The organism is Klebsiella sp. GG_Kp173 (genome assembly GCF_040062415.1).
Lineage (GTDB): Bacteria > Pseudomonadota > Gammaproteobacteria > Enterobacterales > Enterobacteriaceae > Klebsiella > Klebsiella quasipneumoniae.
Map to the genome: position 1 here is coordinate 22,258 of NZ_JBEAFZ010000023.1, position 24,557 is coordinate 46,814.

17 protein-coding genes are annotated in these 24,557 nt (G+C 60.5%); 9 read left to right on the forward strand and 8 right to left on the reverse strand.

What is annotated here, in order from left to right:
- Positions 1-54 precede the first annotated feature (54 nt).
- The 8 genes from dalT to ABLU50_RS12810 all read left to right on the forward strand — a co-directional run bounded on the left by dalT (position 55) and on the right by ABLU50_RS12810 (position 8,793).
- A complete protein-coding gene (dalT, locus tag ABLU50_RS12775) occupies positions 55-1,332 on the forward strand; it encodes a D-arabinitol transporter (protein ID WP_032418653.1) in 1,278 nt (425 codons plus the stop codon).
- 49 nt (positions 1,333-1,381) lie between these two features.
- Positions 1,382-2,044, forward strand: a complete 663-nt coding sequence (locus ABLU50_RS12780; RefSeq protein WP_087832099.1) for an HAD-IA family hydrolase — start codon at positions 1,382-1,384, stop codon at positions 2,042-2,044.
- Positions 2,045-2,341: 297 nt separating this feature from the next.
- Positions 2,342-3,496, forward strand: a complete 1,155-nt coding sequence (locus ABLU50_RS12785; protein WP_087832100.1) for a mandelate racemase family protein — start codon at positions 2,342-2,344, stop codon at positions 3,494-3,496.
- A gap of 119 nt (positions 3,497-3,615) precedes the next feature.
- Positions 3,616-5,238 carry an ABC transporter substrate-binding protein gene (locus tag ABLU50_RS12790; protein WP_087832101.1) on the forward strand — a complete coding sequence of 541 codons (1,623 nt, stop codon included), beginning with the start codon at positions 3,616-3,618 and terminating at the stop codon, positions 5,236-5,238.
- The gene (locus ABLU50_RS12795; RefSeq protein WP_106479208.1) at positions 5,235-6,272 is read left to right on the forward strand and encodes an ABC transporter permease; all 1,038 of its coding nucleotides are present in this window, start codon (positions 5,235-5,237) and stop codon (positions 6,270-6,272) included. The genes ABLU50_RS12790 and ABLU50_RS12795 overlap by 4 nt, the downstream gene beginning before the upstream one ends.
- The gene (locus ABLU50_RS12800) at positions 6,269-7,174 is read left to right on the forward strand and encodes an ABC transporter permease (RefSeq protein WP_004200464.1); all 906 of its coding nucleotides are present in this window, start codon (positions 6,269-6,271) and stop codon (positions 7,172-7,174) included. The genes ABLU50_RS12795 and ABLU50_RS12800 overlap by 4 nt, the downstream gene beginning before the upstream one ends.
- Complete coding sequence (locus tag ABLU50_RS12805) at positions 7,146-8,009, forward strand: ABC transporter ATP-binding protein (RefSeq protein WP_004175147.1); 864 nt, start codon at positions 7,146-7,148, stop codon at positions 8,007-8,009. Before ABLU50_RS12800 ends, ABLU50_RS12805 begins: the two co-directional genes overlap by 29 nt.
- 10 nt (positions 8,010-8,019) lie before the next feature.
- On the forward strand, positions 8,020-8,793 hold the full coding sequence (locus ABLU50_RS12810) for an ABC transporter ATP-binding protein (protein ID WP_004180550.1): 774 nt from the start codon (positions 8,020-8,022) through the stop codon (positions 8,791-8,793).
- 240 nt (positions 8,794-9,033) lie between these two features.
- Here the strand turns inward: ABLU50_RS12810 and yegS are convergent, their stop codons facing one another.
- The 8 genes from yegS to ABLU50_RS12850 form a co-directional block, all read right to left on the reverse strand.
- Positions 9,034-9,930: a lipid kinase YegS gene (gene yegS / locus ABLU50_RS12815; protein WP_348864763.1), complete on the reverse strand. Its 897-nt coding sequence runs from the start codon at positions 9,928-9,930 to the stop codon at positions 9,034-9,036.
- A gap of 242 nt (positions 9,931-10,172) precedes the next feature.
- Positions 10,173-11,534, reverse strand: coding sequence for a tRNA 5-hydroxyuridine modification protein YegQ (gene yegQ, locus ABLU50_RS12820; RefSeq protein ID WP_087832103.1), 1,362 nt, complete (start codon positions 11,532-11,534; stop codon positions 10,173-10,175).
- A gap of 318 nt (positions 11,535-11,852) precedes the next feature.
- Positions 11,853-12,575: a two-component system response regulator BaeR gene (gene baeR, locus ABLU50_RS12825; protein WP_004201558.1), complete on the reverse strand. Its 723-nt coding sequence runs from the start codon at positions 12,573-12,575 to the stop codon at positions 11,853-11,855.
- A complete protein-coding gene (baeS, locus tag ABLU50_RS12830) occupies positions 12,572-14,068 on the reverse strand; it encodes a two-component system sensor histidine kinase BaeS (RefSeq protein ID WP_087832104.1) in 1,497 nt (498 codons plus the stop codon). Before baeS ends, baeR begins: the two co-directional genes overlap by 4 nt.
- Complete coding sequence (locus tag ABLU50_RS12835) at positions 14,065-15,480, reverse strand: MFS transporter (protein WP_043520380.1); 1,416 nt, start codon at positions 15,478-15,480, stop codon at positions 14,065-14,067. The genes baeS and ABLU50_RS12835 overlap by 4 nt, the downstream gene beginning before the upstream one ends.
- A gap of 1 nt (position 15,481) precedes the next feature.
- Positions 15,482-18,559: a multidrug efflux RND transporter permease subunit MdtC gene (gene mdtC, locus ABLU50_RS12840; RefSeq protein WP_087832105.1), complete on the reverse strand. Its 3,078-nt coding sequence runs from the start codon at positions 18,557-18,559 to the stop codon at positions 15,482-15,484.
- Entirely contained in the window at positions 18,560-21,682 is a 3,123-nt protein-coding gene (locus ABLU50_RS12845; protein ID WP_017899361.1) for an MdtB/MuxB family multidrug efflux RND transporter permease subunit, read from the reverse strand.
- Entirely contained in the window at positions 21,682-22,920 is a 1,239-nt protein-coding gene (locus tag ABLU50_RS12850) for an MdtA/MuxA family multidrug efflux RND transporter periplasmic adaptor subunit (RefSeq protein ID WP_004201552.1), read from the reverse strand. The genes ABLU50_RS12845 and ABLU50_RS12850 overlap by 1 nt, the downstream gene beginning before the upstream one ends.
- Before the next feature lie 300 nt (positions 22,921-23,220).
- Here ABLU50_RS12850 and ABLU50_RS12855 point away from each other — a divergent pair, with 300 nt between their 5' ends.
- Positions 23,221-24,495, forward strand: coding sequence for a dicarboxylate/amino acid:cation symporter (locus ABLU50_RS12855; protein ID WP_032456376.1), 1,275 nt, complete (start codon positions 23,221-23,223; stop codon positions 24,493-24,495).
- The last annotated feature ends 62 nt before the right edge of the window (positions 24,496-24,557 follow it).

The window sequence follows — 24,557 nt, forward strand, 5'->3', positions numbered from 1 at the left end:
CGCTTCGTTGCACATCGCGGAGCGGCCACCCTGTACCCTGAAAACGAGGTCATTATGTCTATCAATAATAAACAGTGGCTCGGTTTACCCCTGAACCTGCTCTGGGGATACATCGCCATTGCCGTATTTATGACCGGCGACGGTTTCGAATTAGCTTTTCTCTCGCACTATATCAAAGCGCTCGGCTTCTCTCCGGCGGAGGCCTCCTTTGCCTTTACCCTCTACGGCCTGGCCGCCGCGCTGTCGGCGTGGATTTCCGGCGTGGTGGCGGAAATTATCACCCCGCTGAAAACGATGATGATTGGCTTCGTACTGTGGTGCGTGTTCCACGTGCTGTTCCTCGTTTTCGGCCTCGGTCACGCCAACTATGCACTGATCCTGCTTTTCTACGGCATCCGCGGCTTCGCCTATCCGCTGTTCCTCTACTCGTTTATCGTGGCGATTGTCCATAACGTCAAAAGCGACAACGCAAGCTCGGCCATCGGTTGGTTCTGGGCGGTCTATTCCATCGGCATCGGCGTGTTCGGCAGCTATATTCCGAGTTTCACCATTCCGCATATTGGCGAAATGGGCACCCTGTGGCTGGCGCTGGCCTTCTGCCTTACCGGGGGCGTGATTGCTCTGGCTTCCCTGCGCCATATTCAAACGCCGCAGCATATGCAGAATCTCACCACCCGTGAGAAGTTTGCCGAGCTGGGACGCGCCGCGACGCTGCTGTATACCAACCGCAATATTCTGCTGTCGAGCATGGTCAGGATCATCAATACCCTCTCGCTGTTCGGGTTTGCGGTGATTATGCCGATGATGTTCGTTGATGAGCTGGGCTTTACCACTTCAGAATGGCTTCAGGTGTGGGCGGTCTTCTTCTTCACCACCATTTTCTCTAACGTGCTGTGGGGCATTTTGGGTGAAAAACTGGGCTGGATGAAGGTGGTGCGCTGGTTCGGCTGCATCGGGATGGCGCTCTCCAGCCTGGCGTTTTACTACATCCCTCAGCACTTTGGCCACAGCTTTGCGATGGCGCTGATCCCGGCCATCGCCCTTGGGATCTTTGTCGCCGCCTTTGTGCCGCTGGCCGCCGTGTTCCCGGCGCTGGAGCCGAAGCACAAAGGCGCGGCGATTTCGGTGTATAACCTGTCGGCGGGGATGTCTAACTTTCTCGCTCCGGCGATTGCCGTGGTGCTGCTGCCGTTCTTCAGCACCATTGGGGTAGTCATCGCCTATACCGCATTGTACGTGGTGGCCTTTTTCCTCTGTGCGTTTATCCGCGTGGAGCAGCCGGGATTTTCCCACAAGGAAGCGACTGCCCGCGAGCAGGTTGAATTCTCTTAAGGTGATGCGGCTGGCATGGACTCCATGCCAGCCTTAATGAGGTGAACGAATGAGTTTGCAGGCGGTTATTTTTGACATGGATGGCGTGATTATTGATTCCGAGGCGCTGTGGCGCCAGGCGCAGATTGACGCCCTTGCGCAGTGGGGAGCAACGGCGAGCGTGGCTGAGTGTGAAACCCTGACCAAGGGCAAGCGTCTCGACGAAATCGCCGACACCTGGTGCCGCTATTTTCAGCTTAACCTTGCCCCATCGCTGCTGGAAGAGGCCATATTGCAGCGCATCACCGGCCTGATTGCCGCCGATGGCGAGCCGATGCGTGGGGTGCAGGAGGCGTTAGGCTATTTTCGCGCTGCCGGCTATAAAATTGCGCTCGCCACGTCATCATCCCGCCAGGTTATCGCCGCCGTGCTGAACAAGCTCTCGCTTTGGCACTTTTTTGACGCGATCTCCAGCGCGGATGATGAACCACGCGGCAAACCGCACCCGGCGGTGTACCTCACGACGCTGCGGAAGCTCAATCTCAACGCCAGCCAGTGTCTGGTGATTGAGGATAGCTTTACCGGCTTTTGCGCGGCCCAGTCGGCGGGGATTGCCACGATAGTGATTGCAGAAGATAGCCAGCACGCGCGTTTTCAGGCCGCCGCTGGCCGCTATCAAACCTTACCTGAACTGCTGGAAGCGCTTAGCGCGGAGCCAGCGGCGGCGGTTTAAGTCAGCCATTTGTGGGCGCAGACATTCCCGGGATGTAGCTGGTCGGTTAATCTCTTCTCTGCGCTCACGCCCTTTTTTCTCCTGGTCGATCTGCCTCACATTTCGCTCATCTTTTGTGAAAACAGTCACGTCTTGTTGTGCCAATGCCCAAATTTATGGCCTTGCTTAGCGGTGTTTGTCCGAGGCACTACTACGAAGTTGTGCTTAGATTATATATTGAAACGTATTTTCAATAATGTGAAACCGCTTTGCCGATTTGATTATGTCGATCGGATTTGGCCGTGATAAGGACCGAGCATGAAAATTGAATCTGTGAATGTCACCGTTTTCCAATATCCCACTCGTCGGGTTTCCGACAGCGCCGGGCACTCCCATCCGGGGGTTGAAAGCATGGCCAAAATGGCGATGCTGACCATCACCGCTGATGATGGGGCGCAGGGCTTTTCGTTTGCGCCTCCGGAAGTCGTGCGCCCGTTCGTGGTGAATACTTTTTTTCGCAAAGTGCTGGTGGGACAGGACCCGTTTAACCGTGAGCGTATCTGGCAGGATCTTAACCACTGGCAGCGCGGCAGCGCACATCAGCTAACGGAGCGCGCGCTGTCGTTTGTTGAACAGGCGCTGTGGGACCTGATCGGCCGCAGCCTTAAGATGCCGGTTTATAAGCTGCTCGGTGGCTATCGCGACACTGTCCCGGCTTACGGTAGCACCATGTGCGGCGACGATCTGCCGGGCGGCCTGTCGACCCCGGAAGAGTATGCCGCTTTTGCTGAGAAGCTGGTCGCCTGCGGCTACAAGGCCATCAAGCTGCACACCTGGATGCCGCCAATCTCTTTTGCGCCCAATCCCAAAATGGACATTAAAGCCTGCGCGGCGGTGCGCGAAGCCGTAGGGCCGGATATTGACCTGATGATTGATGGCTATCACTGGTACAGCCGCGCCGAGGCGCTGTGGATCGGCAAAGAGCTGGAAAAACTCAATTTCGCCTGGTTTGAAGAGCCGATGGAGGAGGATTCGATGTCCTCCTATGCGTGGCTGGCGGAAAACCTGTCGATTCCCATCGTCGGGCCGGAGAGCTTCGGCGGCAAGCACCACATGCGCGCCGAATGGGTGAAAGCCGGGGCCTGCGACATTCTGCGCGCCGGCGCTAACGGCGTGGGGGGGATTACACCGACCATGAAGGTGGCGGCGCTGGCGGAATCTTTCGGCATGGATTGCGAAGTCCACGGCAACGGAGCGGCAAGCCTGGCGGTGGTGGGCGCGATCCGCAACTGCCGCTGGTACGAGCGCGGCCTGCTGCATCCGTTCCTCGACTACGATGAACCGGCGGCCTATCTCAACAGCATTGTCGACCCGATGGATGACCAGGGATTTGTGCATTTGTCACAACGTCCGGGTCTCGGTGAAGACATTAATTTTGCGTATATCGAAGCCAATACCGTTAGCCACGACTGATTTAAAAAAATAAATACCCGATGGCGCTGCGCTTATCGAGCCTGCGGCCCGGTAGACCGGATAAGCCGAAAATGCCGCCATCCGGCAACATGTACCCTACAGTACAGGCAAACAGAGATATGAAAAAAACCTCCTTACTGGGAGCGTGTATTCTCGCGCTCGCCATGTCGATGGGGAGCGGGGAGGCGGTGGCGAAAACGCCGCCCGACCAGCTGATCATCGGCATGAATATGAATAACCTGCTCACCCTTGACCCGGCGGCGATGACCGGTAACGAAGTGGTGGGGATCGTGGTCAACCTCTACGACTCGCTGGTGGAGCTTGACCCTGAGCAGCTCACCACCGTCAGGCCCGCGCTGGCGAAATCCTGGGATATCAGCCCCGACGGCAAAACCCTGACCTTTCATCTGCGCGATGACGTTAAGTTTCACTCCGGCAACCCGCTGACCGCCGCCGACGTCGTGTGGTCAATGCGGCGCATCCTGCACCTCAACCTGGCCCAGGCCTCAGTATGGAAATCCTATGGCTTCAGTAAGAAAAATATCGACAGCCAGGTCAGCGCGCCGGACCGCTTCACGGTGCAAATCGTATTACCCAAAGATAACGATCCGCAGCTGGTGATTTACTCGCTGGCGGCGCTGGGCAACCTCGGAGTGCTGGACAGTAAAACGGTGCAAAGCCACCAGCAGGATAACGACTGGGGTAACCGCTGGCTAACCACCCATGAAGCCGGTTCCGGGCCGTTTATCCTCGAAACCTGGCAGGCGAAAGATGTGCTGCGCATGAAGCGCAACCCTGACTACTGGCGCGGCGAGGCAAAAATGAGCCGCGTGGTACTGCGTCATTTCCAGGAGTCGCAAACTCTGCGCCTGATGATCGAAAAAGGCGACCTTGATATTGCCAACAATATGGCGGTTTCCGATATCAACGCCCTGCGCAGCGATCCGCAGCTGACCGTCGATGCGGTGCAGCGCGGCACCATGTACTACGTGGCGATGAGCATGAAAGAGGCGCACTTCGCCAATCCGAAAGTGCGCGAGGCGGTGCGCTATCTGATTGATTACCGGGGTATCAATAAAGCGCTGATGCCGGGCTACGGCGTGCTGCACCAGCGGCCTATCAAAGCGGGAATGCCGTCCACGCTACCCGATCCCGGCTACAGGCTGGATGTGGCGCGGGCGAAAAAGCTGCTGGCGGAAGCGGGATATCCCAACGGCTTTGATACCACGCTGCGGGTACTCTCCGATCAGCCATTTCTTAACATCGCTATCGCCGTGCAGTCGACGCTGATGCAGGCGGGGATTAACGCCAAAATCATCACCGGCACTGGTAACCAGATCTACGGCGCAATGCGCGAGCGTAAATTTGACCTGCTGGTAGGTCGCGGCGGCAGCGGGATGGAGCCGCATCCGCACTCCAGCCTGCGCGCGCTGGTCTATAACCCGGATAACAGCGATAAGGCGCGCCTGACCAACTTCCAGGGCTGGCGTACCGGTTTTTACGACCCGCAACTGAATACGATGATTGACCAGGCCCTGCTGGAACGCGATCCGCAAAAACAGGTGGCTGACTACCAGGCCATCCAGACACGCTACGACCAGCTGGTTCCGGCTTTAATTCCGCTTTCGCAGATGGTTGATTCGGTCGTCGTGCGCAACGAGGTACGGGAGTATCAGCCGCACCCCTCCGCCACCACTTTTCTGCGTGACGTCTATAAAGTCCGCGAAGGAGAGAAAGGATGAGTACCGCAATCCTTGCGCCCGGCTCACGCGGCCGGCGCTTATCAAAACGGCTACTGCAGGTGGTGATTACACTGTTCGGCCTGCTGCTGCTGACCTTTACCATTGGCCGCGTCATGCCCATCGACCCGGTGCTGGCGATTGTCGGCCCGGATGCTGACCAGAGTACCTATCAGCAGGTTTACCAGCAGCTGGGGTTTGATAAATCGCTGACCACCCAGTTTGGCATCTATTTCGTCAACCTGTTGCACGGCGATCTGGGCAACGCGCTGCTGACCGGGAAACCGGTGGTGGACGATATTATCCGCGTCTTCCCGGCCACCATGGAGCTGGCAACGATGGCGATTATTGTCGGCGCGGGTCTTGGTATTCCGCTGGGCGTGTTGGCGGCGGCGCGGCGCAATAGCGTCTCCGATTATGTGGTACGCATTATCAGCCTGGCGGGCTACTCGATGCCGATCTTTTGGGTCGGGATGATGGGGCTGCTGGTGTTCTATGCCTGGCTTGGCTGGGTAGGCGGCGCCGGGAGGGTAGAGCTCGGGCTGGATGGTGTGGTGCCGCGCTGCACCGGGCTGATGACCATTGATGCGCTGCTGGCCGGCAACGGCCAGGTGTTCTGGAACGCCATTAATCATCTGATTCTTCCCGCCTCGCTGCTGGGTTTTCACTCGCTGGCTTATATCAGCCGTATGACCCGCAGCTTTATGCTGGCCCAGCTGTCGCAGGAGTTCATTATTACCGCCCGGGTGAAAGGGCTGACCGAGCGCCAGGTTATCTGGAACCATGCGTTTCGTAACATCCTCGTGCAACTGCTGACGGTGGTGGCGCTGGCCTACGGCGCGCTGCTGGAAGGCGCGGTGCTGATTGAAACCGTCTTCTCATGGCCGGGGTTTGGCTCCTACCTTACCGGAAGCTTGCTGCTGGGCGATATGAATGCGGTGATGGGCTGCGTGCTGCTGGTGGGGGTGATCTTCGTGATGCTCAACCTGCTCTCCGACATGCTGTATCAATTCTTTGACCCGAGGACAAAATCATGACCGTTTCTCTGGATTCGCCGCTTTCGGGTGGTGCGGGCGAAGGCCGTCAGCGGCTGCAACGCGCGGCGGCGCGGGCCGTCGGGTTTATCGGCAAAATGGCGCGCAATCCGCTCACGGCCATCGGCGGAGGAATTATCTTTATGCTGCTGGTGGTGGCGATTTTCGCGCCGCTGATTGCGCCTTATAACCCGCTGGTACAGGACCTGAATAGTGCGCTGGTCGCGCCGAATGCGCAGCACTGGTTCGGCACCGATGAGTTTGGCCGAGATATCTTTAGTCGCCTGGTGTACGGCTCCCGCATCACGCTCTATATCGTGCTGCTGGTCTCAGTGACCGTCGGTCCGCTCGGACTGCTGCTGGGCGTCAGTGCCGGCTATTTCGGCGGTAAAGTCGATATGGTGCTGATGCGCGTCACCGATATTTTCATCTCCTTCCCGAGTCTGGTCCTGGCGCTGGCGTTTGTCGCCGCTTTAGGACCGGGGCTGGAGCACGTGGTTATCGCCATCACGCTGACCGCCTGGCCGCCGATTGCCCGTCTGGCGCGCGCCGAAACGCTCTCTCTGCGCCAGGCTGATTTTATCTCCGCCGTGCGTCTGCAGGGCGCTTCATCGGCCCGCGTCCTCTGGCGCCATATCGTGCCGCTGTGTCTGCCCTCGGTCATTATCCGTATCACCATGAATATGGCCGGGATCATTCTGACCGCGGCCGGCCTAGGCTTTCTCGGCCTCGGCGCGCAGCCGCCAGAGCCGGAGTGGGGAGCGATGATCTCCAGCGGGCGCACTTATATGATGGAGTGCTGGTGGGTCGTAACCATTCCGGGGCTGGCGATTTTGATCAATAGCTTAGCGTTCAACTTCTTAGGAGATGGCCTACGTGACATCCTCGATCCCCGTAGTGAATAATGCACCGCTGCTCGACGTGCGCGATTTGTGCGTCGACTTTGTTAACGGTAGCGCGGTGACCCACGCCGTGCGCGGCGTCTCCTTCCAGCTGGGGCATGAGAAGCTGGCTATTGTCGGCGAGTCCGGTTCGGGTAAGTCCACCGTTGGGCGCGCGCTGCTGCAGCTGCATCCGAAAAAGGCCCGCGTCAGCGCCAGCCGGATGCAGTTTGCCGACCTCGATCTGCAGCATCTTAGCGAAGCGCAGATGCGCGGCGTACGCGGCAAACGTATCTCTATGATTATGCAGGACCCGAAATATTCGCTTAATCCGGTGGTCTGCGTGGGTAAGCAAATCGCCGAGGCCTGGCTTACTCATCATCCCGGGCGCAAAGATGAGGCGAAAGCCAGGGCGCTGGAGATGCTGGAGGTGGTGCGTATTCGCCAGCCGGAGCGCGTTTATCAGCTTTATCCGCATGAAATATCCGGCGGACAGGGGCAGCGCATCATGATCGCCATGATGCTGATTACCGACCCGGAGCTGATCATTGCCGATGAGCCCACCTCCGCGCTGGACGTGTCGGTGCGCCTGCAGGTGCTGGGCCTGCTGGATGACCTGGTTCAGTCGCGCGGGCTGGGGCTGATTTTTATCAGCCACGATATCAACTTGGTGCGCAGCTTCTGCGACCGGGTGCTGGTGATGTACGCCGGACGGGTAGTGGAGTCCATCGCCGCTAAAGATCTCGATCACGCCCGTCACCCCTACACTCAGGGATTGATTAACTCGCTGCCGGATATGCAGCATCGTCGCCCGATACTGCCGGTGCTGCAGCGTCAGGCCAGCTGGTTAACGGATTAAGGAGCGGATAATGATTGAAGTTCAACATCTCAACCTCGCGTTTGGCGAGGGGGAGAAGCGTAACCAGGTGCTGTATGACGTCAGTTTCCACGTTAAGCCCGGCGAGATCTACGGTCTGGTAGGAGAGTCCGGTTCCGGTAAAACGACGGTGCTCAAGTGCCTGGCGGGGCTGTTTACCCACTGGCAGGGGGAACTGACCATCGATGCTCAGCCCTTAGGGCATGAAATTAGCCGCGAGCGCTGCCGTCAGGTGCAGATGGTATTTCAGGACCCCTACGGATCGCTGCATCCCCGTCACACCATTGGCGATATCCTCGAAGAGCCGCTGCAGATCCATCGTATCAACGACCGCGACCGGCGGATCAATGTGCTGCTGGATAAAGTTGGCCTCAACCGCGCCTTTCGCGAGCGCTATCCGCATCAGCTCTCCGGCGGGCAGCGGCAGCGCGTGGCGATAGCCAGAGCGCTGATTCTTGAGCCTCAGGTGCTGCTGCTGGATGAGCCGACGTCGGCGCTGGATGTGTCGGTGCAGGCTGAGATCCTTAACCTGCTGGCAGAATTGCAGCGGGAGGCTAAGCTCACTTACCTGATGGTCACCCACGATCTTGGGGTTATTGCCCACTTATGCCAGAAAGTGGCGGTGATGCAGTACGGGAAGATCCTCGAAACCCTGACGGTCGATGCGCTGGTCAGCGGCCAGGCGCAGACGGCCTATACGCAGATGCTGGTTAACGCCAGTCGGCAATATACGCGCGAAATGGCGCGTGAGGTGGCGGAATACTAAGCTTTATGGCGCATTGTCTCACGGCAGATGCGCCCATTTTAATAGGTAACTATTTGATGTTATAGGTTTTTTGTGGTTGTGGGTATCGTCTATTAATGTAAGCGCGTTGTTTGGATCGATATCCTGCCTAGGTTTTTCCTGCAGCCGCAGGTGCCGTTTTACCTTAACATTCAGAGGCTCAATCAACGAACCCGGCTGCTGTATACCAGCCGGGCACCGTCTTTGCTTTGCGAAGCCTGATCAGCGTAGCAGCGGGCAGTCGGGCGGCAGCCGGCAGCGCAGGGCCGCCGGTAACAGCTCCATACGGAAGGTTTTGCCACTGAGCGGCTCGCCGTCGAGGTTAAACGTCATCTCATGGGGGGCGGTGATCTCAAACCACGAGGAGGCGCCGTCGACAATATTCGGCGAGTTTTCCGGATTCGCCAGGGTGCTGAAGAGGGCAGGGATCAGCTCTTCGCCGGTGAAAATGCGCAGATGCAGCAGACCATCGTTAATCAACGCCTCCGGACATAGCTGCTGGCCGCCGCCCGCCTGGCGGCCGTTGCCGATGCCGATGACCAGCGCATCGCCCTGCCAGTGAAAGTTCTCCCCGCGGATCTCGCAGCGGTCCGGCTTCAGGGTATCCATGCGCATCAGGCCGTGGATTAAATAAGAGACACCGCCAAGCGCGGCTTTGAGCTTTTCCGGCGTTTCGGTGGTGATCCGGGTGCCGAACCCGCCGGTCGCCATATTAATAAAGCCGGTCTTATCATTAACCCGGGCGATATCTATCGGCACATCGCGACCGACGATCGCCAGCTTGAGGGCGCTGGCCAGATCCTGTGGAATACCGACGCTGGTGGCGAAGTCGTTGGCCGTGCCCAGCGGTAAAATCCCCAGCGCCATGTTGCTGCCGCGCTCCACCAGCGCGGTCGCCACTTCATTAATCGTGCCGTCGCCGCCGCCGGCGATCACCGTTTCAACGTTCAGCTGCAGGGCTTCATCGATAAACCGCGCGGCATCGCCCTTTTCCCAGGTCACGCGGACGTGAATATTAATCCCTTCATCGCGTAACAGGTTAACCGCTTCGCGTAGCTGCGGTTCATTGGCACCTTTGCCGTTAAGGATCAGTAAGCTGGCAGGAAACGTAGACATCATCAAGGGAACCTTTATTGCTCAATGTTGCATAAAGTGTACCGCATGACGCAAGCGAAGGCCGGAAGAGAGGCAAAAAAATAAGCCCGCGTAAGGGAGATTACGCAGGCTAAGGAGGTGGTTCCTGGTACAACTAGCATTTATGGGTTATGTTTTTCAGCGAAATGGATGATACCTGTTTCGATCGAAACGGTATGTGATCCGATTCTAATATCCTTACATCGTGAAAAAATAACGCAAATTAACTAGTTACCGTGCGGGTTTCTGGTTGTCTGACCAGTAAAGTTGCGCATCAGCAGCGCATACTGCAGGGGCAGGTCGTCCGGCACAGGCAACCATACGGTATAGCCGTCGCCCGGGGCCACCGGCATGGCTTCGCCTTTGCCATTTACCATATGCTCGAGGGTGAAGTTGACGTTACCCTGCGGAGTCATCAGTTCAAGGCTGTCGCCAACGCTGAACTTATTTTTGACCGCCACTGCCGCCAGCGGGCCGTTACGCTCCCCGGTGAATTCGCCGACAAACTGCTGGCGTTCGGAGAGGGAGTAGCCATATTCGTAGTTCTGGTAATCGTCATGGGTATGGCGGCGCAGGAAGCCTTCGGTGTACCCGCGGTGGGCCAGCCCCTCAAGGATTTCCAGCAGACTGGTATCGAATGGTTTGCCGGCGGCGGCATCATCGATCGCCTTGCGGTAAACCTGGGCGGTGCGCGCGCAGTAGTAGAAGGATTTGGTGCGGCCTTCGATCTTCAGCGAGTGAACGCCCATCTGGGTCAGACGCTCAACGTGGGCGATAGCCCGCAGATCTTTCGAGTTCATGATGTAGGTGCCGTGCTGATCTTCGAAGGCAGTCATGTACTCGCCCGGACGTTTGGCTTCCTCGATCATAAAGACTTTATCGGTCGGCGCGCCAATGCCGAGGGTTGGCTCCACGGTCTGCACCGGAATCGGCTCATATTTGTGAACGATGTTGCCGACGTCGTCCTCTTTACCTTCCGCCACGTTGTATTCCCAGCGGCAGGCGTTGGTGCAGGTTCCCTGATTCGGGTCGCGCTTGTTGATATACCCGGAGAGCAGGCAGCGGCCGGAGTAGGCCATGCACAGCGCGCCGTGAACGAAAATCTCAATTTCCATCTCCGGCACCTGGCGGCGGATCTCTTCGATTTCATCCAGCGACAGTTCACGCGACAGGATCACGCGGGTGAGGCCCATCTGCTGCCAGAATTTGACCGTCGCCCAGTTGACGGCGTTGGCCTGCACTGAAAGATGGATCGGCATATCCGGAAAGTTTTCCCGCACCAGCATGATTAAACCCGGATCGGACATGATCAGCGCGTCCGGACCCATCTCCACCACCGGCTTCAGATCGCGAATAAACGTTTTCAGCTTGGCGTTATGCGGGGCGATGTTGACCACCACATAGAATTTTTTACCCAACGCGTGGGCTTCATTGATGCCGAGCTGCAGATTTTCGTGATTGAATTCGTTGTTACGCACGCGCAGCGAGTAGCGCGGCTGGCCGGCATAAACGGCATCAGCGCCATAGGCGAAAGCGTAACGCATATTCTTCAGCGTTCCCGCCGGGGAAAGGAGTTCTGGTTTAAACATGGTGTTCTCGTTCTGATGACAGGTCAGATTCGCCGCACCGGGTGCGGCGAGTTGGGGAGTGTCCCCACATTAAGGGTGGGCATTGTAGCGCCGCGGCGAAGGGGAGTAAATATCAGATGGGTATCTTTCAGTATGGCTAATTTGTTTGCCATTTTAAACCTGGGCAGTGCTCACACTGACAGCACTCATAACGCCTGGTGTCATAGTCGCTACGGAGTTTCCCGGGTTGCGGCGTAAACGCCTTACCCGGGCTACGGATTGCAGAGGGCGGTGGACTTGTAGCCCGGCTAAGCGCAGCGCGAGCCGGGAAAAGGCTCACTACGCCAGTCGACAGGCGTCGGCTTCCCAGCGGTAGCCAACCCCGTACACGGCGCGGATAAACGACTGTTCGGCGTCCAGCGCCTCCAGCTTGCGCCGCAGGTTCTTGATGTGGCTGTCGATGGTGCGGTCGGTCACTACCCGATAGTCGTCATACAGATGGTTGAGCAACTGTTCGCGGGAGAAGACCTTCCCCGGCTCCTGGGAGAGGGTTTTCAGCAGCCGGAACTCGGCGGGGGTGAGGTCCAGCAGCTTGTCGCGCCACGAGGCCTGAAAACGGCCCTCGTCGACAATCAGCGGACTCTGCGCGTCCAGCGCCTGCAGGTCGCGCTGCGGCTTGCAGCGGCGGAGAATGGTTTTCACCCGGGCGACCACTTCCCGCGGGCTGTAGGGCTTGCAAATATAGTCGTCGGCGCCAATCTCCAGCCCCAGCAGGCGGTCGATCTCTTCGATTTTCGCCGTCACCATCACCACCGGAACGTCGGAGAAGCGGCGAATTTCGCGGCACAGCGTCAGGCCGTCGGTACCGGGCAGCATCAGATCCAGCAGGATCAGGTGCGGCGGAGTCTGCCGAACGTAGGGCAGGACCTTGTCGCCATGGTTAATCAGCGTAGGCGCATAGCCGGCGGCCTGCAGATAATCAATCAGCAGCTGGCCGAGCTTGGGTTCATCTTCCACGATAAGAATGCGCGGGGTGTTTTCATCTACAGGCAATTCAGTCATACGTCTCTCGGTAAATCATGTTCCAGAGGTAACTCAACTTTAATGCTAACCCCGCCAAAAGGCGAATGGTCGGCACGCAGGGTGCCGCCGTGGGCCGCTACGATATTGAGGCAAATCGCCAGCCCAAGGCCGGAGCCGCCGCTGGCGCGGTTGCGCGATCCTTCTGCCCGGTAAAAGCGCTCGCACAGGCGGGCCAGCTGCTCATCGCTGACCCCGGGGGCGCTGTCGGCGAAGTCGATCACCAGCATCCGTCCGCTGCGGCGGGCGGTGATATGCAGGCTGCCGCCGCTGTCGGTATAGCGCAGGCTGTTTTCCAGCAGATTGTTAAAGAGCTGCATCAGGCGGTCGCGGTCGCCGAAGATCATCGCCTGCTCCGGGAGCGACACCTGGATGCTCAGCTGCCGGCCGGCGAAGCGCTCGCGAAAGGCACCTGCAGCCACCTCCAGCAGGGTGATGATATCCAGCGAGGTTTTCTGGTAGGCCAGCGCTCCCTCATCGGACATCGACAGATGATGGAGATCGTCTACCAGCTTGGTGAGGGTGGCCACTTCAGCCTGCAGAGAGGGAATGGATTCAGGGGTAAAACGCCGGACCCCGTCCTGAATCGCCTCCAGCTCGCCGCGCAGCACCGCCAGCGGGGTACGCAGTTCATGGGAGATATCGGCCATCAGATCGCGACGCATCTGCTGGTTGCGCTCCAGGGTGCTGGCGAGCTGGTTAAAATCCTGCGCCAGGCGGCCGAGCTCATCGCCGCCGGTCACCGTCACGCGGGTGGAAAAGTCGCCCGCCGCCAGCTTATGGGTGCCTTCCACCAGCCGTTTCACCGGCGCCAGCAGGCCGCGGGCCAGCGGGAAGGTGGCCAGCGCGGCAAGCAGGGTGGCGAGGGCGACAATCAGCCAGCTGGTGCGCTTCTGCTGCCGGTCAAAGTTAATGTCGGTATTGCGGGTTAGCCGCTCCACCGGCGAGGCGATCACTCTGCCTACCTCCACGCCGTTGACCATAATGCTGCGCTGGCTGCCGTCCTCCGGCACGCGCTCGCGGGGGCCCACCAGCACCCGGCCAGACTGATCGACCACCCAGAACATGGTGCGCCAGCCGTGGGGCGGCATTTCCGGCCTCGGGCGCGGGCCGTCAGGGGGACCATCCGGCGGCGGCCCATCGGGACCGGCGTCCGTCGCGTCCATCGCCCCCGGCTTCATGGCGTGCCCCGGCGGCGAGCGGTCGTCATTATCCCGTTCGAAGGTGCGCAGCAGCTGGAAGATAAAGCGGTCATTGTTGCGCAGAAACGCCCAGCTGCCGTGCTGGGCATACTGCTCGCTCAGCGCGTCGCTAAGCATGGTTAACCGCTGCTCATTGCCGCGCTTGATGTAATCGATAAACCCGCGTTCGAAACTGATGCGCACCGCCCAGTGCATGCTGATCAGCAGCACGATGCAGGTGGCGAAAATAGCGAGGAACAGCTTGCCGGTAATGCCCGGGCGCCAAAATTTCACGATCCACTCCTGTTGCGTCGACGGATGACGGTATTGCTGCCGACGTCATCCGGTACCCGGGAAAAGATGAGCGCCGGCAGGGCGATGATCGCCGCCATGCTCAGATAGGTATAGAGAAAGACCTGATGGGTGCCGGCGGCGTCGAGGCTCAGATGCTGCTGGCCGTACAGCCCCAGCAGCAGCCCGGCGATGGTCACGCCAATACTCATCGACAGCTGCATCACCATCGACAGCAGGCTGTTGCCGCTGCTGGCCAGATCGTCCGGGAGATCTTTCAGGGTCAGGGTATTCATCGACGAGAAGCGGCTGGCGTTGATCATTCCCTGCAGAAACAGGATCAGCGGCAGCGCGTAATACCAGCCCGCCAGGGCGCTAAACATAAACAGCAGGCTGACCGCCGCCAGCCCCAGAGTGCTGGCGACCAGCACCCGACGGTAGCCGAAGCGGTTGACCACCTGGACCACGATCCGCTTCATCCCCATGCTGCCGAGCACCATCGGGATCATCATCAGCCCGGCGTGGAAGGGGCTAAAACCGAGGCCGATCTGCAGAAACACCGGGGTCATAAACGGCAGCATGCCGCTGCCGATGCGCCCGGCGAAGCTGCCGCCGAGGCCAAGGGAGAAGGTGCGGTTGCGAAACAGGTTAAGGCTGAACAGCGCCCGGGCGTTACCGCGGGCGTGCCACAGGTAGAGCAGCAGGGCGGCGAGGCCGACGGCCACCAGTCCCGCCAGCCAGGCGGGGGAAATGCCGAGCCCTTTCTGGCCATCCAGCGCCAGTGTCAGGGTCGCCATCCCGGCCGCCAGCAGCACAAAGCCGGCGAGATCGAAGCGTCGGGTCTGCATGGTGTAGTTGGGCATCAGGCAGAGGGTGGCGATGGCGCCGACGATCCCCACCGGGATGTTAATGAGGAAGATCCAGTGCCAGGAGGCGTACTCCACCAGTACCCCGCCCAGCGCCGGGCCGAGCAGCGGGCCGACCTGGCCCGGCAGGGTAACGAAGGTCATCGCCGCCATGTACTGATCGCGCGGGACGATCTTCATCACCGTCAGGCGACCGACCGGCACCATCATCGCGCCGCCGATACCCTGCAGCACCCGCGCCATCACCAGCTGGTCAAGGGTGCTGGCCTGGGCGCAAAACAGCGATCCAGCGGTAAACAGCACGATGGCGGTAAAGAAAATATTGCGCACCCCGACCCGGTCGGCCAGCCAGCCGCTGGCCGGCAGCATCACCGCCACCGTCAGGACATAGGAGACGATGATCATATGCATATGCAGCGGACTCTCCCCGAGGCTTTTGGCCATCGAGGGGAGGGCGGTGTTGACAATGGTGGTGTCCAGCGACTGCATAAAGAAGCCGAACGCCACTATCCATAGCTGCCAGCGCACGCTGGCCGGGAGGTCTGTCATCTTATTCGCTTACCGGTTGAGTGGAATGACGCGAAAAACGCAGCCGCAAACGGTCAAAGAAAAGATAGACCACCGGCGTGGTGTAGAGCGTTAACAGCTGGCTCATCACCAGACCGCCGACGATAGTGATCCCCAGCGGCTGGCGCAGTTCGGAGCCGTCGCCGCCGGAGAGCACCAGCGGCAGGGCGCCGAACAGCGCGGCGAGGGTGGTCATCATAATCGGCCGGAAACGCAGCAGGCAGGCCTGGAAAATCGCCTCTTCCGGCGTCAGGTTGCCGGTGCGCTGCGCCTCAAGGGCAAAATCAACCATCATGATGGCGTTTTTCTTCACGATGCCAATTAATAACATGATCCCGATAAGGGCGATTAGGCTGAACGGGGCATCGAATATCTCCAGCGCCAGCAGCGCGCCCACCCCGGCGGAGGGTAGCGTCGAAAGGATGGTCAACGGATGCACATAGCTCTCGTAGAGCACCCCCAGCACGATATAGACCGTGGCGATAGCCGCGAGGATCAGGATCACCTGCGCGTTCATGGTCTGCTGGAACACCTGAGCGGTACCGGCAAATGAGCCACGTACGGTTGACGGCACCCCGAGCTGGGTCATCGCGCGGTTAATCGCCTCGCTGGCTTCCGACAGCGAGCGGCCGGTGGGCAGGTTAAAGGAGATTGTGGACGCCGCCGACAGCCCCTGGTGGTTCACCGACAGCGGGGCGTTGGCCGGCTGCCATTTGGCGAAGTAGGCCAGCGGGATCGGCTTGCCCTCGCTGTTGATGACAAACATCTTATCCAGGGCGCTGACGTCCTGGGTGTAGGCCGGATCCACCTCCATCACCACCTTGTACTGGTTAAGCGGCTGGTAGATGGTGGAGATCTGCCGCTGGCCGAAGGCGTTGTTCAGCAGGTTGTTGGCGTCCTGAACGCTGATGCCGAGGCGCGACATGGTATCCCGGTCATAGACCAGGTCCATTTCGGCGCCATTGTCCTGCTGATCCGAGTTGACGTCCGCCAGCTCAGGCAGCGCCGCCAGCGCTTTGCGGATCTTCGGCTCCCACTCGCGCAGCGCCGACAGGTCATCGGACAGCAGGGTGTACTGATAGCTGGCGTTCGACTGCCGGCCACCGACGCGGATATCCTGCACCGCCATCAGGAACAGGTTAGCCCCGGGCTCGTTGGCCAGCTTTTTGCGCAGCCGGTCAATCACCTGCTGCGCCGTCTCGTGGCGCTGGTCGCGCGGCTTGAGGGTGATAAACATCATCCCGCTGTTGACCCGCGAGCCGCCGGTAAATCCGGTGACGTTATCCACCGCCGGATCTTCGCGAATGATTTTCATAAAGTCCTGCAGCTTGCCGCGCATCGCCTGGAAGGAGATGCTCTGGTCGGCCTGAATGCCGCCCATCAGCACGCCGGTGTCCTGCTCCGGGAAGAAGGTTTTCGGGATCGAGATATAGAGCCAGACGCTGAGGGCGATGGTGCCCAGCACCACCAGGCCGGTCAGGCGGCTGTGCTTCAGTACCCATTTTAACGATTTACCATAGCCGCCCTGTACGGCCACCAGCAGGCGGCCAAAGCCGCGGTTGCGCGTCGGCTGGTGGGGTTTGCCGCTTTTCAGCAGCCAGCCGCACATCATCGGCGTCAGGGTGAGGGAGACCGCCAGCGAGATGCCGATCGCCACCGACAGGGTGACGGCGAACTCGCGCAGCAGGCGGCCGGGCAGGCCGCCCATCAGCAGCAGCGGCAGAAACACCGCCACCAGCGACAAGCTCATCGACAGGACGGTAAAGCCGACCTCGCGGCTTCCCTGCAGCGCCGCCTGCAGCGGTTTCATCCCCGCCTCCAGATGGCGGGAGATATTCTCCAGCACCACGATGGCGTCATCCACCACGAAGCCGGTGGCGATAGTCAGGGCCATCAGCGACAGGTTATTGAGGCTGAAACCGCATAAGTACATCGCGGCGAAGGTGCCGATTAAGGAAACCGGGACGGCGACGGCCGGGATCAGCGTGGCGCGCCCGGAGCGCAGGAACAGGAACACCACCAGGATCACCAGCGCCACCGAGATCACCAGCGTCTGCTCCACCTCCTCCAGCGAGGCGCGGATGGTCGGCGAGCGGTCCTGGGCGATCTGCAGGTCGATAGCCGCCGGAATGGTCTGCTGCAGCTCCGGCAGGCGGGCGCGGATGCTGTCCACTGTCTGGATAATATTGGCTTCCGGCAGTTTACGGATCATCAGCAGGATCGCCGGCTTGGCGTTGGTCATCCCGGCGTTGCGCACGTCCTGCACCGAATCCGAGACGGTGGCGACATCCCCCAGCCGCACCGCGGCGCCGTTCTGGTAGTGGACGATCAGCGGCTGATAGTCGGCGGCGGTCTTCAGCTCATCGTTGGTATGCACCTGCCAGCGGTGGGCGCTGTCCTCCAGCGCCCCCTGCGGCTTGCGCACGTTGGCGTCGCTGATGGCGGTGCGCACCGCGTCCAGCGACACGCCCTGGTTGAACAGCGCCTGCGGGTTGAGGTCGACGCGCACCGCCGGCAGGGAGCTGCCGCCGACGTCGACATCGCCGACGCCGTCAATCTGCGCGATGGTCTGCGCCAGCTGGGTGGAGGCGAAATCATACAGCTCACCCTGGGAGTAGGTGTCGGAGGTCAGCGTCAGGATCATGATCGGCGCATCCGACGGGTTGGCTTTGCGGTAGGTCGGCCGGCTGGGCATCCCGCTCGGCAGCAGGCTTTGCGCGGCGTTGATCGCTGCCTGGACATCGCGCGCCGCGCCGTTGATATCGCGGTCGAAGTTAAACTCGAGAATGATGCGGGTGCTGCCGAGTGAACTGGAGGAGGTCATCTCATTGACCCCGGCAATCCGCCCCAGGGAGCGCTCCAGCGGGGTGGCCACCGACGAGGCCATGGTCTCCGGCGAGGCCCCCGGCAGCGAGGCGCTGACCATAATCACCGGGAAATCGACCTGCGGCAGCGGGGCCACCGGCAGCAGCCGGAAGCCGAGAATGCCGCACAGGGTGATGGCCAGCGAGATGAGGATCGTCGCCACCGGGCGGTAAATGAAGAGGGCGAATAACTTCACTTACGCCTCCTCTTCCTGACGCGGGAAGCGGCGCTTCAGGTGCAGCGACAGGCGGTCGAACAGCAGATAGATCACCGGGGTGGTGAACAGGGTCAGCACCTGGCTGAGCATCAGGCCGCCAACCATGCCGATCCCCAACGGACGCCGCAGCTCCGCGCCGACGCCGGTGCTCAGCATCAGCGGCAGGGCGCCGAGCAGGGCGGCGAGGGTGGTCATCAGGATCGGTCGGAAGCGGAGCAGACAGGCCTGGTAGATCGCCTCCCGTGGCGGCATGCCCTGCTCGCGCTCGGCGGCCAGCGCGAAGTCGATCATCATGATGGCGTTCTTCTTCACGATGCCGATCAGCAGAATGATGCCGATGATGGCGATCACGTCCAGCTCGCTGCCCGCCAGCCACAGCGCCAGCAGCGCCCCGACCCCCGCGGTGGGCAGAGTGGAGAGAATGGTGATCGGATGGATAAAGCTCTCATACAGCACCCCCAGGACGATATACATCGCCACCACCGCGGCCACGACCAGCCAGACGGTGCTGCCCAGCGCCGACTGGAAGGCCAGCGAGCTGCCCTGGAACTGAGTGCGAATATCGCTCGGGAAATCCAGCGACTGTTCGGCGGTGAGGATTGCCTCTACCGCTTCGCCCAGTGAGTAGTTGTCCGGAACGTTAAACGAGATGGTGGTCACCGGGAACTGATCGAGGTGGTTCACCGACAGCGGGGTAAAGCGCTGCTCCACCGTGGCGATGGCGGTCAGCGGCACGATGCCGCCGTCGCTGCTGGTCAGGCGGATATTATCCAGCGCCGCCAGGCCCGGCGTCGCTTCGGTATCCTGCTCTAGCACCACGCGATACTGATTCGCCTGGGTGTAAATGGTGGAGATCAGCCGCTGGCCGAAGGCGTTGTACAGCGCGTTATCGACATCGGCCATCGAGATGCCGAGGCGGCTGGCGCTGTCGCGATCCACCTTGATATAGGCGGCCAGGCCTTTGTCCTGCCAGTCGCTGCTGACGTCGGCCAGCTGCGGCTGAGCCTGCAGGCGACTGAGCAGCGGCGGCACCCACGTGCTCAACGCCTCGAGGGAGTTCGCCTGCAGAGTGAACTGGTACTGGGTGCGGCTCACCGTGGTGTCGATGGTCAAATCCTGGGTCGGCTGCAGATAGAGCGCCACGCCCGGGACGCCGGCCACCGCCTGCTGCAGACGGCTAATTACCGTCTGGACGCGGTCGTCGCGTTCATCCAGCGGCTTGAGGTTGATCTGCAGGCGGGCGCTGTTCAGCGCCGGGTTGGTGCCGTCGACGCCGACGAACGAGGTCAGGCTCTCCACCGCCGGATCCTTGAGAATAATGTCGGAAACCTGCTGCTGGCGCTGGGCCATACTGGCGAAGGAGACCGACTGCGGCGCCTGGAGGGTGCCCTGGATAATGCCGTTATCCTGGATCGGGAAAAAGCCTTTCGGGATAAAGACCCACAGCAGAATCGACAGCGCCAGGGTGCTCAGGGCGACGCCGAGCGTCAGCCAAGGATGGTTCAGCACCCGGCTCAGCCAGCGGCCATAGACGGCGATCACCCGGTCGAAGAAGCGCTCGCTGGCCCGCGAGAAGCGGTTCTGCTTACGCAGCGATTCGTGGCTTAACATGCGGGCGCACATCATCGGCGTCAGGGTCAGGGAGACCACCGCCGAGATCAGGATGGCGACGGCAAGGGTAACGGCGAATTCGCGGAACAGGCGGCCAACGATATCGCCCATAAACAGCAGCGGGATCAGCACCGCGATCAGCGAGAAGGTGAGGGAGATAATGGTGAAGCCGATTTCTCCCGCGCCTTTCAGCGCAGCGGCCAGCGGCTTCTCGCCTTTCTCGATATAGCGCGAGATGTTCTCGATCACCACGATGGCGTCATCCACCACAAAGCCGGTGGCGATGGTCAGGGCCATCAGCGTCAGGTTGTTGATCGAGAAGTCGAGGAACACCATCACCGCGAAGGTACCCACCAGCGACAGCGGCACCGCGACGCCGGGAATAATGGTCGCCGGCACGTTGCGCAGGAACAGGTAGATGATCATCACCACCAGGGCGATGGCCAGCATCAGCTCAAACTGGGTGTCGCGCACCGAGGCGCGAATGTTGGTGGTCCGGTCGGAGAGAACCTGCACCTTCACCGATTTCGGCAGGCTCTCGGTGAGCTGCGGCAGCATCTGGCGAATGCTGTCGGCGGTGTCGATGATGTTGGCCCCCGGCTGACGCTGGACGTTCATCACGATCGCCCGCTGCTGGTTGGCCCACGCCCCGAGCCAGCTGTTTTCGGCCCCTTGTTCGACGCTGGCGACATCGCCGAGCCGGATCGGCGCCCCGTTCTGATAAGCGATAATCAGGCGGCGGTAATCCTCAGCGGACTGCATCTGATCGTTAGCGGAAAGCGTTACCGCGCGGGCCGGCCCGTCGAGGCTGCCTTTCGCCGAGTTAACGTTGGCGCTGGTGATGGCGGTGCGCACGGTTTCGCTGGTCAGGCCGAGGGCGGCGATGGCCTGGGCGTTAAGCTTCACCCGCACCGCCGGGCGCTGGCCGCCGGCGAGGGTCACCAGACCGACGCCGGAAACCTGAGAGATCTTCTGCGCCACCCGCGTCTCCACCATATCCTCTACCTGGGTCATCGGGATCGCGGAGGAGGTAACGGCGAGGGTCATGATCGGCGGATCCGCCGGGTTCACCTTGCTGTAGACCGGCGGGTTGGGCAGATCGTTCGGCAGCAGGTTGGTGGCGGCGTTGATGGCCGCCTGCACTTCCTGCTCGGCAACGTCCAGCGGCAGGGTCAGCTGGAACTGGAGCGTGACGACCGAGGCGCCGCCGGAACTTTGCGATGACATCTGCTTAAGCCCGGACATCTGGCCGAACTGGCGTTCCAGCGGGGCGGTGATGGCGGAGGTCACCACGTCCGGGCTGGCGCCCGGATAGAGGGTGACTACCTGAATGGTCGGGTAATCCACCTCCGGTAACGCGGAGACCGGCAGAAAGCGGTAGCCGATGATCCCGGCTAACAGGATCGCCACCATCAGCAGAGTGGTGGCCACCGGACGCATAATAAACAGCCGGGACGGGCCGCCGGTGCGGCCTGGGGGTAACACCTGCATCAGGAACGCGCTCCGTGTTTACCGCTCTGGCGCGGGGCGGGCTGCGCCTGCTCGCTGCCGCTGGCGGTGACAACTTCCACCTTCGCCCCCTCGGTCAGGCGGTCAATCCCGTCGGTGACCACGCGATCCCCGGCGGAAAGCCCGGCGCTGATGACCACTTTCTGGCTGTCCTGGATCCCCGGGGTGACGCTGTGTTTGCTGACCTTATTCTCATCGTTCAGCACCCATACAAAATGCCCTTCGTTGCCCATCTGCAGAGCGGCGGCAGGGATGACTACCGCGTTCTGCTGGGTGTCCACCAGCAGGCGGGCGTTAACGAACTGGTTGGGGAACAGGGCGTCGTCCAGATTGCTGAAGCGCGCCTTCAGCTTGATGGTCCCGGTGGTCGCATCGATCTGGTTGTCGAGGCTCAGCAGCTCCCCGACGCTGATTTTCTGCTTATTGGTACGGTCCCAGGCTTCGACGCTGAGCGCTTTACCCGCTTTCTGCGCCTGCACCACCGTGGCGATGCTGTTTTCCGGCAGGGTAAAGACCACGTCGATCGGATGCGTCTGGGTGAGAACCACAATCCCGGTGGTATCCCCGCTGGAAATCTGGTTGCCGATATCAACCTGCTTTAACCCAACGCGGCCGTCGATCGGCGCGGTGATGCGCGTCCAGTCGAGCTGCAGCTGGGCGCTGGCGACGGCTGCTTCATCGGCTTTTACGGTGCCAGCGGATTCCACCACCAGCGACTGCTGGGTGTCGAGCTCCTGGCGGGAGACGAGATTGGTTTTCACCAGCTGCTGGTAACGGGCGAGATCGCGGCGGGCATTCGCCAGAGTGGCGTTATCTTTCGCCAGCTGACCCTGCGCCTGGGCGAGGGCGACTTTAAACTGGCTGGGGTCGATCTGCGCCAGCAGATCGCCGGCTTTAACCTGCTGACCCTCCTGGAAGTGAAGGCTAAGCAGCTGGCCGTCGACCCGGCTGCGCACGGTGACGGTATTGGCTGCCGTCACGGTACCCAGCCCGGTGAGATAGCGCGGGACCGCTTGTTCGGTCGCGGTGGCGGCCTGCACCGGCGCCAGCGCGCCGCCAAAGCGGCCATGGCGCGCGCCACCCGGCCCCTGCGGACCCTGCCCGGCGGCGGGCGTCCCGCTGCCGCTCGTTCCACGATCGTGCCAGAACCAGTAGGCGGCCCCGGCGATAATCACTACCGCCAGCGCGGCGCCCCAACGACGTATGTTACTGCCTTTCATTAGTTTACGGTCTCATCCTGAAGCGTTTCGCTGAATGATACTAGTTTAGTGAGGGAAGGGGCCGTAAAAATGGAGGAATTATGAAAAGAAGGTTGAGAAATGTCTGGATAACGGCCGCGACGCCGGGCGTTCTCGCCGCTGATTTCCGGTGTGATATCAACTTTTAGTTTAAAAAAGCAAAAAATAGTTGTATCCGCGGGGGCTTTAATTAGATTTATGCGGTGAATAAATCAGTGCATTCTCATAATAATAAAATATGCACTTAAAAATCAACGTGTTAAATAATCAGGGGTCATTGCTGTGGCAAACGCAAACAAACTCACGCTCTTCATCGTCGTTTTTATGCTGATGGGGATCCTCTCCGGCGCGGCTATCCATGCCTACGCGACGCCGACTACTATCTCCGCCTGGGCAGACAACATCACGCTGCTGACCGATCTGTTTCTGCGCTTAATCAAAATGGTTATCGCGCCCTTGGTGTTCAGCACCCTGACGGTCGGGATCATGCGCCTCGGCGAGACGGCGACCATCGGCCGGGTGGGCGGTAAGGCGATGGTGTGGTTTATCACTTCATCGGTATTATCCATTCTCGTCGGGCTGGTGATCGTCACCTTCCAGCACCCGGGCGCCGGGCTGAACCTGACGGTACCGAAAGAGGCGGTGGATACCGGCCTGGCGGTCAGCGGCATGACCCTGAAAGGGTTCCTGTCGCATACCATCCCTACCAGCATCACCGAGGCGATGGCCAACAACGAGATCCTGCAGATCGTGGTGTTCTCGATGTTCTTTGGCATCGCCGGCGCGTCGCTGGGCGAGAAGTTTAATGCTCCGCTGGTGGCGGCCCTTAACGTGGTGTCGCACATTATGCTGAAGGTGACCGGCTATGTGATGTACGTTGCGCCGCTGGCCATCTTCGCCGCCATCTCGTCGGTGATTGCCTCGCAGGGGTTGGGGATTTTACTCAACTACGCTTCGTTCATCGGCGGTTATTACCTGGCGGTGCTGTTGACCAGCGCGGTGCTGATTGCCGTCGGCTATATGGTGCTGAAGAAAGAGGTCTTCCGTCTGCTGAACATGCTCAAAGATCCGGTGCTGGTAGCCTTTACCACCAGCAGCTCGGAAGCTGCCTATCCGAAGACCCTCGAACGGCTGGTGAAGTTTGGTTGTTCGCGCAATATCGTCTCGTTCGTTCTGCCGATTGGCTACTCGTTTAACCTCGTCGGCTCGATGGTCTACTGCTCCTTCGCCGCGATGTTTATCGCCCAGGCCTATAACGTCCCGCTGAGCTTCAGCGAGATTACGGTCATGATGTTGACCCTGATGCTGGCCTCGAAAGGCATCGCCGGGGTACCGCGCTCGGCGCTGGTGGTGCTGGCGGCCACTATCCCCAGCTTCCATATCCCGGTTGCCGGGATCCTGCTGCTGATGGGCATCGACCATTTCCTCGATATGGGGCGCTCCGCCATCAACGTACTGGGTAACGGCATCGCCACCGCCATGCTGTCGAAAAACGAAGGTCTGCTGACCGACGAGGAAGCGCAGCCGGACTGGCAAGTGGAGAAAGTGGAAGCCTGATCCTGCCGCGCCCTCGCGCAGAGGGCGCCATTCCACACCGAAAAAAAGACCCCTGACAGGCA

Excerpts from the sequence above, each read along its gene's own strand:
- ABLU50_RS12780 (WP_087832099.1), top strand. The coding sequence starts at position 1,382 with ATGAGTTTGCAGGCGGTTATTTTTGACATGGATGGCGTGATTATTGAT.
- yegS (WP_348864763.1), bottom strand. The coding sequence starts at position 9,930 with ATGATGTCTACGTTTCCTGCCAGCTTACTGATCCTTAACGGCAAAGGT.
- ABLU50_RS12800 (WP_004200464.1), top strand. The coding sequence starts at position 6,269 with ATGACCGTTTCTCTGGATTCGCCGCTTTCGGGTGGTGCGGGCGAAGGC.
- ABLU50_RS12845 (WP_017899361.1), bottom strand. The coding sequence starts at position 21,682 with ATGCAGGTGTTACCCCCAGGCCGCACCGGCGGCCCGTCCCGGCTGTTT.
- yegQ (WP_087832103.1), bottom strand. The coding sequence starts at position 11,534 with ATGTTTAAACCAGAACTCCTTTCCCCGGCGGGAACGCTGAAGAATATG.
- baeR (WP_004201558.1), bottom strand. The coding sequence starts at position 12,575 with ATGACTGAATTGCCTGTAGATGAAAACACCCCGCGCATTCTTATCGTG.
- ABLU50_RS12835 (WP_043520380.1), bottom strand. The coding sequence starts at position 15,480 with ATGACAGACCTCCCGGCCAGCGTGCGCTGGCAGCTATGGATAGTGGCG.
- dalT (WP_032418653.1), top strand. The coding sequence starts at position 55 with ATGTCTATCAATAATAAACAGTGGCTCGGTTTACCCCTGAACCTGCTC.
- ABLU50_RS12785 (WP_087832100.1), top strand. The coding sequence starts at position 2,342 with ATGAAAATTGAATCTGTGAATGTCACCGTTTTCCAATATCCCACTCGT.
- ABLU50_RS12795 (WP_106479208.1), top strand. The coding sequence starts at position 5,235 with ATGAGTACCGCAATCCTTGCGCCCGGCTCACGCGGCCGGCGCTTATCA.
- ABLU50_RS12850 (WP_004201552.1), bottom strand. The coding sequence starts at position 22,920 with ATGAAAGGCAGTAACATACGTCGTTGGGGCGCCGCGCTGGCGGTAGTG.
- ABLU50_RS12790 (WP_087832101.1), top strand. The coding sequence starts at position 3,616 with ATGAAAAAAACCTCCTTACTGGGAGCGTGTATTCTCGCGCTCGCCATG.
- ABLU50_RS12810 (WP_004180550.1), top strand. The coding sequence starts at position 8,020 with ATGATTGAAGTTCAACATCTCAACCTCGCGTTTGGCGAGGGGGAGAAG.